General features: G+C 57.5%; 20 protein-coding genes and 1 pseudogene. 2 read left to right on the top strand and 19 right to left on the bottom strand.

From position 1 onward, the window contains the following. Nucleotides 1-27 precede the first annotated feature (27 nt). From M5G26_RS11870 to M5G26_RS11835, 8 genes and pseudogenes are all read right to left on the bottom strand, one after another. Nucleotides 28-396: a hypothetical protein gene (locus tag M5G26_RS11870; RefSeq protein WP_273915418.1), complete on the bottom strand. Its 369-nt coding sequence runs from the start codon at nucleotides 394-396 to the stop codon at nucleotides 28-30. A gap of 32 nt (nucleotides 397-428) precedes the next feature. Next, complete coding sequence (locus M5G26_RS11865; RefSeq protein WP_273915417.1) at nucleotides 429-1,520, bottom strand: minor capsid protein; 1,092 nt, start codon at nucleotides 1,518-1,520, stop codon at nucleotides 429-431. Then, nucleotides 1,495-2,913, bottom strand: a complete 1,419-nt coding sequence (locus M5G26_RS11860) for a DUF4055 domain-containing protein (RefSeq protein WP_273915416.1) — start codon at nucleotides 2,911-2,913, stop codon at nucleotides 1,495-1,497. The genes M5G26_RS11865 and M5G26_RS11860 overlap by 26 nt, the downstream gene beginning before the upstream one ends. Next, complete coding sequence (locus M5G26_RS11855) at nucleotides 2,910-4,211, bottom strand: terminase large subunit domain-containing protein (protein WP_273915415.1); 1,302 nt, start codon at nucleotides 4,209-4,211, stop codon at nucleotides 2,910-2,912. The genes M5G26_RS11860 and M5G26_RS11855 overlap by 4 nt, the downstream gene beginning before the upstream one ends. After that, the gene (locus M5G26_RS11850; protein ID WP_273915414.1) at nucleotides 4,198-4,659 is read right to left on the bottom strand and encodes a DUF2280 domain-containing protein; all 462 of its coding nucleotides are present in this window, start codon (nucleotides 4,657-4,659) and stop codon (nucleotides 4,198-4,200) included. Before M5G26_RS11850 ends, M5G26_RS11855 begins: the two co-directional genes overlap by 14 nt. A gap of 32 nt (nucleotides 4,660-4,691) precedes the next feature. Then, complete coding sequence (locus M5G26_RS11845; protein ID WP_273915413.1) at nucleotides 4,692-5,315, bottom strand: putative metallopeptidase; 624 nt, start codon at nucleotides 5,313-5,315, stop codon at nucleotides 4,692-4,694. Between the two features lie 147 nt (nucleotides 5,316-5,462). Next, nucleotides 5,463-5,672 carry a YodC family protein gene (locus tag M5G26_RS11840; protein WP_273915412.1) on the bottom strand — a complete coding sequence of 70 codons (210 nt, stop codon included), beginning with the start codon at nucleotides 5,670-5,672 and terminating at the stop codon, nucleotides 5,463-5,465. 60 nt (nucleotides 5,673-5,732) lie between these two features. Beyond that, nucleotides 5,733-5,915, bottom strand: a pseudogene (locus tag M5G26_RS11835) (hypothetical protein); the annotation flags it as partial. A 93-nt stretch (nucleotides 5,916-6,008) separates the two neighbouring features. Here M5G26_RS11835 and M5G26_RS11830 point away from each other — a divergent pair. Then, a complete protein-coding gene (locus tag M5G26_RS11830) occupies nucleotides 6,009-6,410 on the top strand; it encodes a hypothetical protein (RefSeq protein WP_273915501.1) in 402 nt (133 codons plus the stop codon). A 73-nt stretch (nucleotides 6,411-6,483) separates the two neighbouring features. Here M5G26_RS11830 and M5G26_RS11825 read toward each other — a convergent pair whose 3' ends face one another. Further along, the gene (locus M5G26_RS11825; protein ID WP_085747314.1) at nucleotides 6,484-6,816 is read right to left on the bottom strand and encodes a phage holin, lambda family; all 333 of its coding nucleotides are present in this window, start codon (nucleotides 6,814-6,816) and stop codon (nucleotides 6,484-6,486) included. Nucleotides 6,817-7,050: 234 nt separating this feature from the next. Between M5G26_RS11825 and M5G26_RS11820 the strand changes: the two genes are divergently transcribed. Beyond that, nucleotides 7,051-7,248: a hypothetical protein gene (locus M5G26_RS11820; protein WP_273915411.1), complete on the top strand. Its 198-nt coding sequence runs from the start codon at nucleotides 7,051-7,053 to the stop codon at nucleotides 7,246-7,248. A gap of 402 nt (nucleotides 7,249-7,650) precedes the next feature. On the opposite strand, the gene M5G26_RS11815 is transcribed toward M5G26_RS11820, so the two are convergent. The 10 genes from M5G26_RS11815 to M5G26_RS11770 form a co-directional block, all read right to left on the bottom strand. Further along, entirely contained in the window at nucleotides 7,651-8,346 is a 696-nt protein-coding gene (locus M5G26_RS11815) for a hypothetical protein (RefSeq protein ID WP_273915410.1), read from the bottom strand. Continuing rightward, nucleotides 8,343-8,942 (bottom strand): recombination protein NinG, encoded by a 600-nt coding sequence (locus M5G26_RS11810; protein WP_273915409.1) that lies wholly within the window; start codon nucleotides 8,940-8,942, stop codon nucleotides 8,343-8,345. Before M5G26_RS11810 ends, M5G26_RS11815 begins: the two co-directional genes overlap by 4 nt. Continuing rightward, nucleotides 8,933-9,163: a hypothetical protein gene (locus M5G26_RS11805; protein WP_273915408.1), complete on the bottom strand. Its 231-nt coding sequence runs from the start codon at nucleotides 9,161-9,163 to the stop codon at nucleotides 8,933-8,935. Before M5G26_RS11805 ends, M5G26_RS11810 begins: the two co-directional genes overlap by 10 nt. Next, nucleotides 9,163-9,561, bottom strand: a complete 399-nt coding sequence (locus M5G26_RS11800) for a recombination protein NinB (protein ID WP_115148352.1) — start codon at nucleotides 9,559-9,561, stop codon at nucleotides 9,163-9,165. The genes M5G26_RS11805 and M5G26_RS11800 overlap by 1 nt, the downstream gene beginning before the upstream one ends. Then, nucleotides 9,558-9,923 carry a hypothetical protein gene (locus tag M5G26_RS11795; RefSeq protein WP_273915407.1) on the bottom strand — a complete coding sequence of 122 codons (366 nt, stop codon included), beginning with the start codon at nucleotides 9,921-9,923 and terminating at the stop codon, nucleotides 9,558-9,560. The genes M5G26_RS11800 and M5G26_RS11795 overlap by 4 nt, the downstream gene beginning before the upstream one ends. After that, entirely contained in the window at nucleotides 9,920-10,717 is a 798-nt protein-coding gene (locus M5G26_RS11790) for a hypothetical protein (protein WP_273915406.1), read from the bottom strand. The genes M5G26_RS11795 and M5G26_RS11790 overlap by 4 nt, the downstream gene beginning before the upstream one ends. Then, nucleotides 10,704-11,675: a phage replication protein gene (locus M5G26_RS11785; RefSeq protein WP_273915405.1), complete on the bottom strand. Its 972-nt coding sequence runs from the start codon at nucleotides 11,673-11,675 to the stop codon at nucleotides 10,704-10,706. The genes M5G26_RS11790 and M5G26_RS11785 overlap by 14 nt, the downstream gene beginning before the upstream one ends. 1 nt (nucleotide 11,676) lies before the next feature. After that, entirely contained in the window at nucleotides 11,677-12,399 is a 723-nt protein-coding gene (locus tag M5G26_RS11780; RefSeq protein WP_443218387.1) for a Rha family transcriptional regulator, read from the bottom strand. 149 nt (nucleotides 12,400-12,548) lie between these two features. Further along, nucleotides 12,549-13,163: a hypothetical protein gene (locus M5G26_RS11775; protein WP_273915403.1), complete on the bottom strand. Its 615-nt coding sequence runs from the start codon at nucleotides 13,161-13,163 to the stop codon at nucleotides 12,549-12,551. Between the two features lie 54 nt (nucleotides 13,164-13,217). Beyond that, nucleotides 13,218-13,433, bottom strand: coding sequence for a YdaS family helix-turn-helix protein (locus tag M5G26_RS11770; RefSeq protein WP_098963812.1), 216 nt, complete (start codon nucleotides 13,431-13,433; stop codon nucleotides 13,218-13,220). Nucleotides 13,434-13,469 lie beyond the last annotated feature (36 nt).

Here is a 13,469-nt window from a genome sequence, read left to right as displayed (position 1 = left end):
GCCGAAGCGGGTTATATTCATAATCGTTTATTCTAAATACATCTCTAATGTCTCAAGTGTTTCATCATCTTGAGCGAACTCGCATATAAGGTCTGTGATCGCAATTAAGCTGCGTCGCGCCTCAACTTCCTCTTTGCTACCAGAGACGGCTGAAATAAAAGTGTGGGCTTGTTCGCGTACGTGCAATCTTAACCATCTATTATTCCGAATACTTGCCAGCACCAGCAAAATATCATCCTTATACTGGTGGGAATGGGCAAACACTTTAATGCAGAAAATAGCATTGCGTTGATTCCACAGCCGATCAACAAAACTATGAAATCCTGCTAACCCAAAAGCTCGCACAAAATCATTGAAAAGGTCTTCTTGCTCTTGTCCTTGGAGTTTACCCAGCATCCGACACCTTCCTTGATATAGCGCTAAAACAATCAGATTAGCAGACCAGCCCTTTCAAATGATAACGGTTCTAGAGCGCGCATCTGCACCAGAGTCAACGGGGCGAAGTTGCGATCAAGCTGCAGTTCGGCGAAGCGCTCCACCGTCAACCCGCCCTCACGGAACAACTTGGCCCGCACGGGACCGATTGCCACGTCCTGGAACGATGCGGGCTGCTGCTGAAGCCAGTGGTAGTAATCGAGGTCAGCACTGACCTGCTGTCCGCCATCAGCACCCACCGAGGCGCGTGTTGCGCCCTTCGCGAACATCTCGCTGAGCTTTGTCAGCAGAGTGAATGTGGTGCGACAGTTCGGGTGAAACGGCGGCCGCGGCCCAGAATCGACCGGAAACCGTCGCTTATCCATCGACCGACACTGCTGGCTGGTCTTGCTGTCCAGCGTGGCGACCATCTCGACTTCAGACACGATGTCCGTGTTGGCCTTGGCCACCTCCATGCGCGCCTGAGACGACACATGCTGTATCGCGGTGTGCACGACGGTGCTGGCATTGCGGTTGGTGGTAGCGAGAATGCCGTCCTTGTAGCCAGCCGACTTCGTGCCGCGGATGTTGCGAATGATCTGGAAGTTCGTCTGCCCCTCGAAGAAGCCCTGCCGGATCGTGCCGGTGACGCGCTCGCGCTCTGCACTGGTCCAACCCTTGATGAACGACTTCAGCAATTTACCGCCCCCGGTGCCGCGAACGCTGAGTGGGTTTGTCAGTACAGCTGTACGGATAGCCGCTGCCGTCGGCGCGACTACATCCAGCGAGACTCCAACCGGCGCTGACCGGGCCAGGCTCGTAGCCTCGAACTCAGCCTCGTAGTTGGCGATGTCGATCAGGTCGAGGTTCAATTGCGCGCTGTAGCGGTCGAAGATGCCCATCAGCAGACTGTCGACCTCTTTCAGCAGCGCCTCCAGCCGCTTCACGTTGTACTCGGTCAGATCCGACTGGGTGAGCCGGTCGCGGATCGAGCGGTCGATCTCCTTCAAGAAGGGGGCAAACTTGCCGACCTCCCCAGCCTTAAGCTTTTCGAGGAAGACAGCGTGCCGAATCGTAGCGTCAAGGATTGCTTGGTCTGCCGCCATCTACTTTGTCCTCATCGTCCAGGCCCAAGCCGTCGCCCTGCTCTGCCAGCTCGCCATCGATCTGCTGGTCTGTGCGCTCAGGCGCGATCAGGCCCAATTTGCGCAGGTACGCCCGAAGATCCGCTTTGGCGAATCCACCGTTCTGCCAGAGGCCGACCAAGGCGGTGATCATTTGTGGATCAGCCGTCAGCTCCACGAACTCCTGATTGATCTGGTAGGCGACCTTCGCGTCGTTGACGCCCATGTACGTGCAGCACCACATGATCGCCCGGGTGTAAGCCTCGCTGACGTTGGCCACGCAGCCGGCGAGCACCGACGTCGATGCAGATTGATCACCACGTGCTTCGGTCGCCGTCTTGGAAGATAGAGAGGCCACGACCATCCGGGCGCCAAGCTCAATCATCATCTGATTCTTGTCGGCCATCGCCTCCTTCACCAGCGTGTTCGGCAATGGCTGGGCATAGCCGAACTGTCCGCCGGCAGGCAACATCATCGGGGCGCGGGAACCAACGTAGACGCCGTTCTTCTCCATCCAGTCGCGCCACTGTTCGTCCAGACCGGAAATCCATGGCTGTGCCTGGCCACACCAGAAGACGCTGTCCTCGTAGTCGGCGCTGTTCCGGTAATGGCCCAAGTTGATCATGGCGATGTCGTACAGCGGCGACTCATCTATGCTCGGATCGTTGTTCTGCGCGCCGACGAAGGTGAACGGGATCTCCTTCAGGCGGCCGGCGGCGCCGTTGGGCTTGAAGTCCTGAACAACGGCCAATGGCCCGCCACCTTTAGGCCCGGACCGACGCCACACACGACAAACAAAACCATCATCCTCAAGCGCAAGCTCTCGGTATTGCTCGACCACCTTGAAACCAAATCCATCTTCGATCTCCGGCGACTCGCGCAACACCACCAGGGTCAGCACGCTGTGACCGTTCACCATGCCCGTGCGCCAGTTGATGATGTCTTCGGCGCAGTACGACAGGATGACGGAGTGGCCACCGGTGCCGGCGTCTTGGTGATAGTCGACATACAAACCGTGGCGACCAGCCTCAAGCACCTTTTCCAGCGTACCTTGCGAGTGCTGGTAAATGCTCACGCCTGACCCATTGGCATTGTCTTGCAGGTACTCCATCTTCTTCGCAACGACCAACGTCGGGTCTTTGTGAAACGCCAAACCAAGCAAACCGTTTCGCGTATGACCAGTGGCGTTCTTGAACACCGCCCGTTCTCGATAGGCCTTGTTGCGATCAACGTTCTCCGGCGACTTATCGTGAGCATTGATGTAAGGCAGTCGGTCGACAACCCGGTGCTGGCCAGCGCAGACATCGCGCACGGTCGACCAGCGATCCAGTACTTCGATGTAGTCCGCCCGCTTGAAGGAAACGTCGTTGCTCATCGGGCGTATCCCATTTTGATAGCGGTGACCGGTTTGATAATCGGGTACTCGCGGTGAATGAAGTAACCGCCGCCGTCGTTGGCGTGGTCGTTGCCTTGGCTCTTGTCTGGCTCGCCATTGGGCGCCCAGATCTGCTGTTCCAGGCCATCGGCGTAGGTCGGGCATGTGAACGGGTTCACCAGGTAACGCCGCTCGCCCTGCGCGTTGCAGAACATGGCGTTCATGGCGTTGATCCGATCCTTCACCGGCGGGTTGGCCGCCGGCGCGATGACCGTGAAGCCCGCCTGCTTGAGCATGGCGATATCGGTGAGGCTGGCATTGACTGACTTGCGCGAGTCGCCAGAGGCGTCCGGGTAGATCCGGATCTCGCAGGTCTTCTTGTAGTCGTTGCCGGTGTGCTCCCAGTACCGCTCTTTGATGCGACGAATCATGTCCGGCGTGTCGTAGCCATCCATCAACTCGTCCACGGCTCGCGGTAGGCCTTGGTCACGTTTGACGTGGGTGATCGCGGCCATTTTGCCGACGTTGAAGTCCATGCCGATGAACAGCGGCTCGCCAGCCTGCACAGTGTCGAAGCACTGGTTCAGCTTGCGGTCGTAAGCGTGGTAGATCGATCCGGACGTCAGGTTGACGAACTGTCCGTTCAGGTACGCGCGGATCAGCTGCTCGGGGTACGACTCCATCAGCGATGCGATGTAGTCGTCAGGCAGGTTCAGCTCGTTGTCGAAGGTGCTGGCCTGGATCAGGCCATACATTTCCTTTAGCGCCGGCTTGTCGCGTAGCTGCTTTACGAACTGGAGGAAGACGAACTTGAAGCCTTCAGGCGTCGTTGTCACGTCTACGCCGTTTTTCAACCCGGGCAGGTTATAACGCATCCGGGCAATGATCTTGCGCCAGGCCTGCTGCGCCTTGATCGACGTCAACACGTCCAACTCATCCACTAGAGCGTGACCGATCTTGAAGCCGACGATGGTCTGCGGCTTCTCCATCGACCGGCAAATCACAGTGCCGCGATACTGCCGGCCGCTGTAAATGTGAACCTCATGGTTCGCCTGGTTGATCTTGGTCTTCAGCCCCCAGTCGTAGGCTACCTCCTCCATTGTTGGATAGAAGATGTCGCGGATCTGCGGGTATGTCGGTGCGAAGTAACCAGCGTTGACGCTGGGCCACTCCATGAAATGCTTGCTCAGTGCTGAGCATCCGACCCAGGTCTTCCCGGAGCCGAATCCAGCAACGAAGGCGCGAAACTTGTGGGGCAAAAGGAGGAACTGCGACTGCGGAACGTTAAGGCTCGGCATTCGGCTTCCTCGCATCCACTACGTCGACCTGGATGCGCGTCGGGATTGCCGGCTCATCGTCTGGCTCATCCTTCCGGTGGCGATTGACATAGACGTCGCCGACTTCCTTCGCGGCTTGCTCGAGGATCTGCATCGCCAGGCCGATGTTCTTCAGCGACTCGGCCCGCTCGACAAACCGGTTCATGGCGCGGAGCCGGAACGCTCGGTTCGCGATCGGGATTTCGGCGGTCTCCTCGCGGAAGCGCTTGCGGGTATCTTCAAACACCGCTTTCCACTTCACGCCAAGGTCACGGCCGGCATGCTTCGTTGGGTCGTACTGTTCGCACTGCTGGCGAGACACTTCGACGCCGAATGTTTCCTTGACCGCCTGCACTACCTGAGTCGGCGTATCAAAGCAGGCCAACGCCTGCACAATGAACCGCTTCACCTCATCTTTCAGGGCTGCCATATGGGTTTATTCCGTCAAGGTCCTGTCAAGGATCAGGCCAACTTGAGCAGACAGGTTCCGCAGGCCCTCGATATGTTCAATTTCCCCACCTCAGCAGGATTGTTTGCTGCGTCCACCAGCTCTTGCACTTGAGGGCTCGCACCATAGCGACGCACCACACCCACGAACTCTTCAACGTCGTGTCCGCGCATCTCAAGCTTGGGCAATCCTTCCTGTGTGAACTTGGGTGCGCCGTACTGATCCTTCGCTTGGGCGATGTGATACAGCTCATGCTCGACCAGAGCGCAGAAGTCAGCGTCGCTGCATTCGGCGCAGTAGTCGGCAGCCAGCGTGATGATGTAGGCCGGCACGTCGCCGAACCAATCCATCATTTGCTGTTCCATTCGGACCTTCTGCCAACCACCAGCGCGGAACGCTACCTGTTCAGCCTGGCCAACCACCGTCCGACCCTTCTTCGTGAAGGCAGCAGACGCCCACATGACTCTCACGTCCGCATCGATCAGATGGGCGTGGTCTTCGTTGTGGATGCTGCCGGTGTCGGCGAGGATCTCGGCCTGGAGCCACTCCCAAACCTCGGGAGCCGGCAGCAGTCGGATCCCTAACTCAGATAAATCAGAGAGTTCAAGTAGTGACGATGGAGGAAAGGGCCTTTCCATGCGTTTACCTGATCATAAATATCGGGGGGGGGGGAAGTATCGTTATCGTGCGGCAACCCATACGGGCAATACAAAATGAGAAGCTCGCCGAAAAGCGTGAGTGCTAATCAAAGCGAGCTAATGTTCAACCAACTACCGAGTAAATGCTCACTTTTTAATGAGCGTTTCTGGATTAAAAGACGCTGTTTGAAGGTTGTTTTTTTGATCGAACCATTGGCAAAAAATCGTGACGTTGAACTCTTGCTCAGGATACAACCTGTCCTCAAGTGGAGGCTGTACGTCATCGACGTAAGATACCGTCATGATCGGACCGCCGCTTTTTAATTGAACCTGGTCACCCTTTTTGAAATCCGACATTGCCTCACTCCATTAGGTAATTGAGTCAGCATCATCGTTTTCTCTCAGTAGAAGATCAACCTACCCTTTCACTCCATCGAGCAAGACATCAATCAGCTTCTGCTCACCCAGGCGCATTGCACCCAAGCACTGAAGGTCATCGCACTTGGCTCCCAGCCCGAGCACCGTCACTTCGCCTTTCGGCCACACGAGGGTAAGCGTGCCTACGGTGCATTACGGATGCACACCGGCATAGAGATCATCATGGCCTGCCCATGGTCCCCCTTGGGCTTGAAATAATGGCTTGTTGCCGGTATTAAGTCCGCGCAAACAACGCTGCAAAACTAAAGGTGGGAAATGGAAAACCTGACGAAATTGCGAGTCGCGCTGACAATCGGAGCACTTGTCGGGCTTCTGCCAATCACCCTCCTCTTCGCAGCTGGCATCGTGGCTTTGTTCATCCCACTCTTTTTTGTCATCCAAGAGCGCCCTCTAGTGGTGCTGGGAGGTTTATGCGCCTTCATCGTATCGTTGCTTGCGATATGGTCAGCATGGAAAATTTATGCTCTCGCGATGGCAGCGTCACCAAACGTGCGCAACCCTCGAACGCTCGCATTGGGTGCTGCGGCAGCCATGATTTGGGGCATGTTTCTCGCTTACTATCTGCGTGGGATTCCCGAACTCACGTGCATATTTCTATTGCCCGGAATAGTGTCGACAGCCATGCTCGCCGCTACGCTGAAGAGGCAGAGAGCTTGACGCAGGCGGCACACCGGTCAACCTCTGCCGTTTGTAGCGACACAATTTGCTGATTCGCGAAACGTGTCGCGACTTACTCGGCCTTCCTGCTAGGCAACTTAAAGTCAGTCACCCGATCCGCAATGTTCCGGATCTTCTCCACACCCAAGAAGCCTACCCAGCCGCCGGCGAAGGTGGCCATGCTCTGTGGCAGGCCGAAGAAGTCCAGGCCGCTGATGATTGTCAGGGTCAGACCGCCGCAGATGGCGCCTTCCACCAGCATCTGGCGACGTGTGCCGCCACCGTAAGTGATACGCAAGACGGCCATTGCGCAGGACAGCGCAGCCGCATAGAGGATCGGCGAGTGCTGGCTCAACCACGCAAGCGCTATCGCCCATGTGTCTGGTTTGTCTGGCATGTTTGGCATCTCGTTTCCTCCCCGTCAGGGAGTGATGAATAAGTGCAGGCACACCCTGCGGATTTGGATCAGCCCCAGCACTCCCTGCCATAGCGATGGATGTGGTGGAGCCGAGAACAAAAAATCCCCCGACGAATACAGAGGCTCAAAAAACGAATTACGACCGTGACAGTCACGCCAACCATGCAAAACGCTGGTTTTTTAATCGTGGCAAAATGCCCGCTCAACTACTCGGAGAGCAGCATGAAGGACGATGAAAGCAGCATGACAGTGGGTGAGCTGGTCGAAGCCCTGAGAGAGGTGCCGAGGGATACCAAGATCAGATTTCAGGGTGGCTTGAGCTTTTACCGCTTTAAGCGGCGCGGCGAGGATTTGATCCAGGTGGAGTTCAATGAACCCGTATACGACGCCTTGGCCTACTACAGAGACCAAAACAAATAAAAAATCGGCGGCATAAAAAACCCGGCTCGGTGGCCGGGTTTTTTGATTTAGAGTTTTTTGGATAACAGGAGTGAAGAACAGCAGTTAACCCCTAGCCCAGCTAAAACAAACAAACTAGACGAGATTAGACTTTTCATCATCATAATTCCTCCTGTGGTTACGGTCAGTACCGCCGTAATCGGCATTGCTATTAAGGTTGCTGAGAAGTACAGGCCAACGGTTAAAAGGAATGCTAGGAGTAACTTTCCTGCTGCAGCGAATAAATTGCTCGTCCCCTGGTCCATAACGCGAACTCGCGTTATCCAAAAAACTCTAACCATGCTGCGAAGGTGATCTATTTGAGCGCACAATCGACAGCATGGGATTAATTTCGCTCATCCGCTCAATGATGTCAACAGGCAATCATGCAGCCCGTTCAATTAGCAGGCCTTCCCCCTCCAAAATGTCGGCAGCGTGGGCCAGCGCCTCGTTGACCAGGTCGTCAGCAGCCTTGCCGATATCCTGCCGCCACCGGCGCCGCGTCGACTCCGGAGTGCCATCGTTGTCCCAGGTATTCATGTCGTAGAAGCTGTCCTTCAGCACGATCATGTCGGCGGATCGGGATTCGTCCTTCTTCGCCTTGGCCTGCCCGGCCGCAACTGCTGCCTTCACCATCGTCTCCCGACGCCACGCCGGCGCATCGAGTGGAATTTCTACCGATACGGATGTGGCCACCCTCACCCGCGCGCCTTTGAGTTGCGGGATAGCCCAGGCAGTGGTGGCCTTGTACAGGAACAGCTTCGGCGCCGGGGTCCTAATGAGGGCCTGCAATGCAGAGATGGCCTGCACCTTGCGCCCCTTGTGGGTACTGTACTTCGCCACCAGCGCATCCCAGTGCTTCTGCTTTAACGCACTGTGCAGCCTGGCGGATACCCAGCAGTCCACTTGCGTACGGTCGATGGTTTCAGCGCCACGGGAGCGGACCAATGTCGCCATGTCGCCGCCCTCTTCCTCGTCGGCCGAGTTGTACAGCTTCTGCCATGCCTGTTTGCTGGTGTTGTCGATGGCCTCGGCCGCGAGGGCGGAGACAACTGCGTTCAGAACGCTTGGGTAGATCATGCTGCAGCCCTCTTCAGTTCTCGGGTCTTGGCCCGGTATTCGGCCTTGATGGTTTTGATTTCTTCGACGGTGTACTTACGGGGCTCATGAGGCCCTTCAAGCCAAGCCACGGTTTCGGCGCCGATGCGCAGCACCAGCCGGATTCGGTACTCGACCGCGTTGCCGGACAGGTTGCGATTGCACTTCACGCACTGGCGGTGGATGTTCAGCGGCTCAAATCGCAGCTCCGGACAGGCGCCGACAGATCGGTAGTGCCCAGCGTCCCAGCGGCTGCCGGTCATCAGGTCGCGGTCGTTCGGCGTCGAGTCGCAGCTGATGCATGGCAGGTGTGCGTCACGCAGGCGGACGTATCCGTTCACCGCTGCCTGGGCTTCGCGGAGGTGATCCGCCCTGCTCTTCAACTTCTCCTTGCGGACTTTGATCTCGCGTCGACCGATCTGGGCGATGGCCTTACGGGCTTTCTCGCTGTTCGCCGGCGCGTGAGCAAGCGCGCATTTCGGGCTGCACACGACCTGCGTGGTGTTGAACATCGGCGCGAACTTCTCGCCACAGGCCTTGCACTTTTTCAGCCTCGCTTCCTTGAGGGCTACGCGCATGGCTCGGCCTCCTTGGGAACAATCGTCGCTTGAGCAGACCGATGGCTGTAATCACCGCATACCGAAACTACGGTGTGGTCCTTGAAGCCCAAACGGAACGTGTCGCCACACTCCGGCGGCGCTTCTTCGGCAGTTTTGATGATCGCGGTGCCCTGCAGATACCAGGTGACAAGGCACTTAGTAAGCGCGTCGGCGATGGTGAAGGTTTTGGCTTCTCGCATCAGTAGCGCCCTCCCCATTTGTCCTGCTCAGTCCAGCGCACGCCATGCTCTGCGCCGAAGGCATGCATCAGCTCGAACAGATCGCTGAACCACTTCTGCGACTGCTTGCGGGTCGATACGGCCATCACGACGAAACCACCGTCGAGGCCAGGCTCCGCGCGCTGCTTCTCCAGCGAGGCACTGAAGAGGCACTTCCAGTCTTCGCTGGTCAGTTTCTTGCCGTGCCAGATGACCTGCTCGGATACGTCCTTGAGCATTGCCCACATCTTCCGGTTGCAGACGTCAGGCCGCTTCTCGTCCTTGATGACCACGATCTTGGGTTTGGTGAAGTCGGTGGCGTGCAGTACGCCCATGAGGCGGCTGATGTCGCGCTGGCTGCGGATTGGGAACTCGTTCATGGCTCCTCCCGCTCGATCATGGATCGCAGGTCGCGATCGAGGTCATGCACGGGCACCCAGTCGTGGCCAATGTTCATTTGCACAGCCACAAAGTCATTGCTCGGCTGATCGCACTTCTTGCGCAGCCAGGTGTAGAGAACGTGGGTTTCGGTCATGGACTGCTTGTCCTCGTCCAATTGATCGCAACGAAGGCGCAGTGCTTCGTTCTCGCCCAACAGTTCCAGCGCCACCTCCTCCACGGTCTTATCCCCGAGGAATTCTTGCAGTGCCTCGGTGTTGCGCTTCCAGTCTGCGCAGTCAGCACGGTAGGACGCGGCCTCGGCCCACAGCAGTTTCTGGAGTTTCTGTTTGTCGATGGTCATTGAGCCGCACTCCTTGCTTCCAATTGTTCAGCCTGCTGAATCAGCAGCGCCCGGCGATCCGCCAGCTCATTGGCTGCCAGAATTCGCAGTTCTGTTTTTTCCTCGGCCGATGCTTCGCGCATGGGGAGCATCGAATCCTTCACCGCGGCGAGCCTCTCGCGCAGTTTTGGCGAAGGCCGCGCAACTTCACCGGTGAGCAGAGCGACGACAGCCCGACCGTCTTCTGTGACCGGCACGACACTCAAGTCGGCTAGGTACTGCTGAGCGCGCTCCTGAGGGATTCGCTGCATCTGCACGGCTTTGGTGATCGCCTGTGTGCGGCGGTTGGCGTCGAAGCCGACAGACACGTGCCAATTGACGTCTTTGTTGTCTTCCCGAGCCTGTCCGACCAGACGCTCGTAAGCGCTGTTGAACGCCATGCGCGCACCGACCTTGTCGCCGGCATCGAGGACAGGTTTTGCGGCTGCCAGCGCGAGCTGAATCTCGTCGGTCAGCACCACGGTCTCAAACTCGTCATTCGTGGTCATGGCGATCGCCCATGCTTCGTCCTTGCCCGGGCGACCATCAGCAACCTGGACGCGCTGGAGGATGTCAGCCATCGCCAACTTGCCTTTCACTTCGAATCGGCATGCCTTCAAAGCGGCCTTTACTACCGGCACCGGGTAAGCACAGAGATCTTCGGCCATGATCGCCGCGGTGCCCGGGTTCATTTCCTGACCCATGGCCTCGGCAGTGGCGCAGATCGCAGCAGCGAGCCCGGCGACCTGCTGGTCATTCATTTCAAAGGTATTCATTGCGCTCTCCCGCTTGGCGTTTGGCCAAGACCATTTGCGCGGCCTGCTCGGCGGCGGAGACGTTCGCCTCGGTACGCTCCATCTGGCGGGCCGTCGTCCCGTTGATGCGCTGACCGGTCACCCACTGGGTGTGGTAGCTCTCGGCGTTGGCCAGCAGTTCGTTGAGGCTGTGGCACTTTCGCAGCACGGCGGCATCGCTGGTTTTCAGAAAGTGCGCGGCGACGTGGTGGGCGACATCGGCGCCGAGGCGGTCGACCAGCTGGCCGAGCTGGCCACCGACCTTGGCGTTCCATACCGGCCAAGTGCTGTAGCGCTTGCGGTAGGCCATGGCGTAGTTCGCCCAGACCTTGAAGGTTTTGCAGGATTGGTCTTTTGGGCCCGGCATGTCAGCAGGAATCTCAACCCGTGGCGCATCGGTGCGATCAACCACCAGAACCAGATTGCGGGCCGGCTTGTCCGGGCTGCCTTGCAAGTCCTGACTGGTATCCTGATTGGTACCCTGATGATTGGTATCCTGATTTGTCGGAGATTTTTCCGACCCTTGCTCGGATTTTTCTCCGACCTGGCTCGGATTTTTTTCCGAGGTAGATCGGATTTTTTTCCGACCTTCGTTCTTTGGTGGGGTCGGATATTTTTCCGACCCATCCAGCTTCTGGTTCCACTCAATCGCCTTATCGGTCAGACGAAACAGGGTGATGTTCGACGTGCTGGAAAGCTCAATCAAACCCGCCTCTTCCAGGGCCTTCAGCATGCGGTAAGCAGTGTCTGGCTTGTCAGTGAGCAGCGGCAGCTCCTCAGTGATCTTGGCCTTACTCAGCGCGAAGAAGATCCCGTCGCCAGTCTTGATTGGCTTTGTCCAGCTCGGGCAGCCGTAGACGAAGGCGAACAGCAGGGCCTGCTGAGAGTTCAGCCCCCACTCCAACGCCTTCACCTGATTGATCGTGACGGTGAATTGCATATCAGGCCTTCCCGACCAGTTTGGCCAATTCAGGGAAGCGATCCACGTACCAGTGAGGCTGTGTTTCGCGCGGGGATTGGGGGTTGGTCAGGTTCTTGCCGTAGGTCATGCCCTTCTCGGTCACCGACCAGAACGGAACCATTTCCTGTTTGGAGTTCTTGCGCTGGAGCTGCTTCAGAAAGCCCTTGGTTTCCAGTGCGCGGTTGAACGCAGCGGGAGACACGCGAATGCCGTTGTCTTTCAGCAAGGCCGTGGCTGACTTGGTGGGCATAGAGGATCCGCCAGTAGCATCTGGCGCGGCGTCGACGGCGTAGCCTGGGAGAAACTTTGGGTCAAGACCGTTGTTCTGGGCGATCTTCGTGAGCATGGCCATCTGGCAGGATGGAGCCGGCTTCAGCAGGCGCGTAAAGCACTCCATGATGGCGATCTCGCCAACGACCTTGGTGCCATTGAGCAGAACCTGCTCGCGAGCGCCCTGCTGCTGCTCCAACTCCCGCCAACGGCGAATCACCTTCATGCGCATCGGGGCGCTGTAGCCGGTGAGCAGGCAGTCGGTGTGTTCGCGGTCGAGCATGTATTCGACCTGCTCCCGGTTTTGACCGTCCAGATAGATGTGCTCAAAACTGAGTACATCTAATTTCAGTTCTTTCAGCATCGCAGCGATGTCGCGTTTCACGTTGGCGTGCCGCTTGCCGGTGACGTTAGCGATCTCGCGAGAGGACATCGTGGTACGCGACACATTTTCAGAACTCGAAAAACGTGTCGCGACACTGTTGGGGGTATTGCTTGAAGTAGGTTGGCTATGCATAATCGGCCTCATCAAGTGTTAATGAATTAGCCGGGGCGCAATCCCGGCTTTTTTGTGCCTGCGATTCAGGCAAGCTTCAAATTCGGTTTGTGTTTCGCAAGCAGGGTCTCGGCCTTCCGTCCTAACTCCCCTGCCCGAGCCTCGACCTGACGGCATTGCTCAGCGAACGCCGGCAGGTGCGGCAGGTCCTCTTCGCACATCACCTGGTCATCAAAGACTTCGCTACCGGTATCGATCACGTCGCCCAGCGCGCGGATCAGTGCACCGAAGCTTTTGTTGGCGCACTGGTCGCTCTGCATCTGGCGAGCGCCGATCAAGCCATGGCGGCCAGCCAGTTCATTGATGCAGTTGTCGCGAAACTCCGGCTCCAGAGCGTTCACCCAAGACTCCTCCAGCCAAGAAGGCATCTCCTGATCCCCGGAGAGCCAGCGCTGTACACGCTTCAGCCAGCGACCGGTCGCCTTCACAAACTCGCTCACGTCACCGGTCAGTTCTGGCGAATTGAAGTCTGGAACTTCCTTCTTCTTGGCGCGCTCAGGAATCGACAGGTGCAGCTCAAGGCTCAGCGATTGCGCGAAATCGTCCTGACTCAAGCTGGTTCGGGCGATCTGGTTTGCCGCATGCGCCACTAGCACTTGGTCACGGGTTTGGACGCTATGTCTTGGACTGGACGTTTCCATAGGGACTGCTCTCTTCTAATCTGGCTTCAACGGATTGGCGGACAGGGATGCCGCTTAGGCAGCCATCTCGGCCCAAGGAAACGACGGACACAGCTTTTCTTTTTTGAAAGCACCTTCGGTCAGCGCCTCCGCTCGCTTGGCAATAACCGGAGACATGCCGTGCTTCCCCCGAACCCAGCCGGAAACGGTGCTTTGATCAACCTTGAGCTTTTCGGCAGTGGCCTCCTGGGTGCCGAAGTAGTCAACGAGGCCCTTGTAAATTGCGTTCATGATGCCCCTCCATACGGGAATACCCATATAGTAGGT

This window comes from Pseudomonas sp. TNT2022 ID642, assembly GCF_028656995.1.
GTDB lineage: Bacteria > Pseudomonadota > Gammaproteobacteria > Pseudomonadales > Pseudomonadaceae > Aquipseudomonas.
Note: the sequence above shows the minus strand (reverse complement) of the source record. Positions and strands in the feature narration are given on the sequence as shown.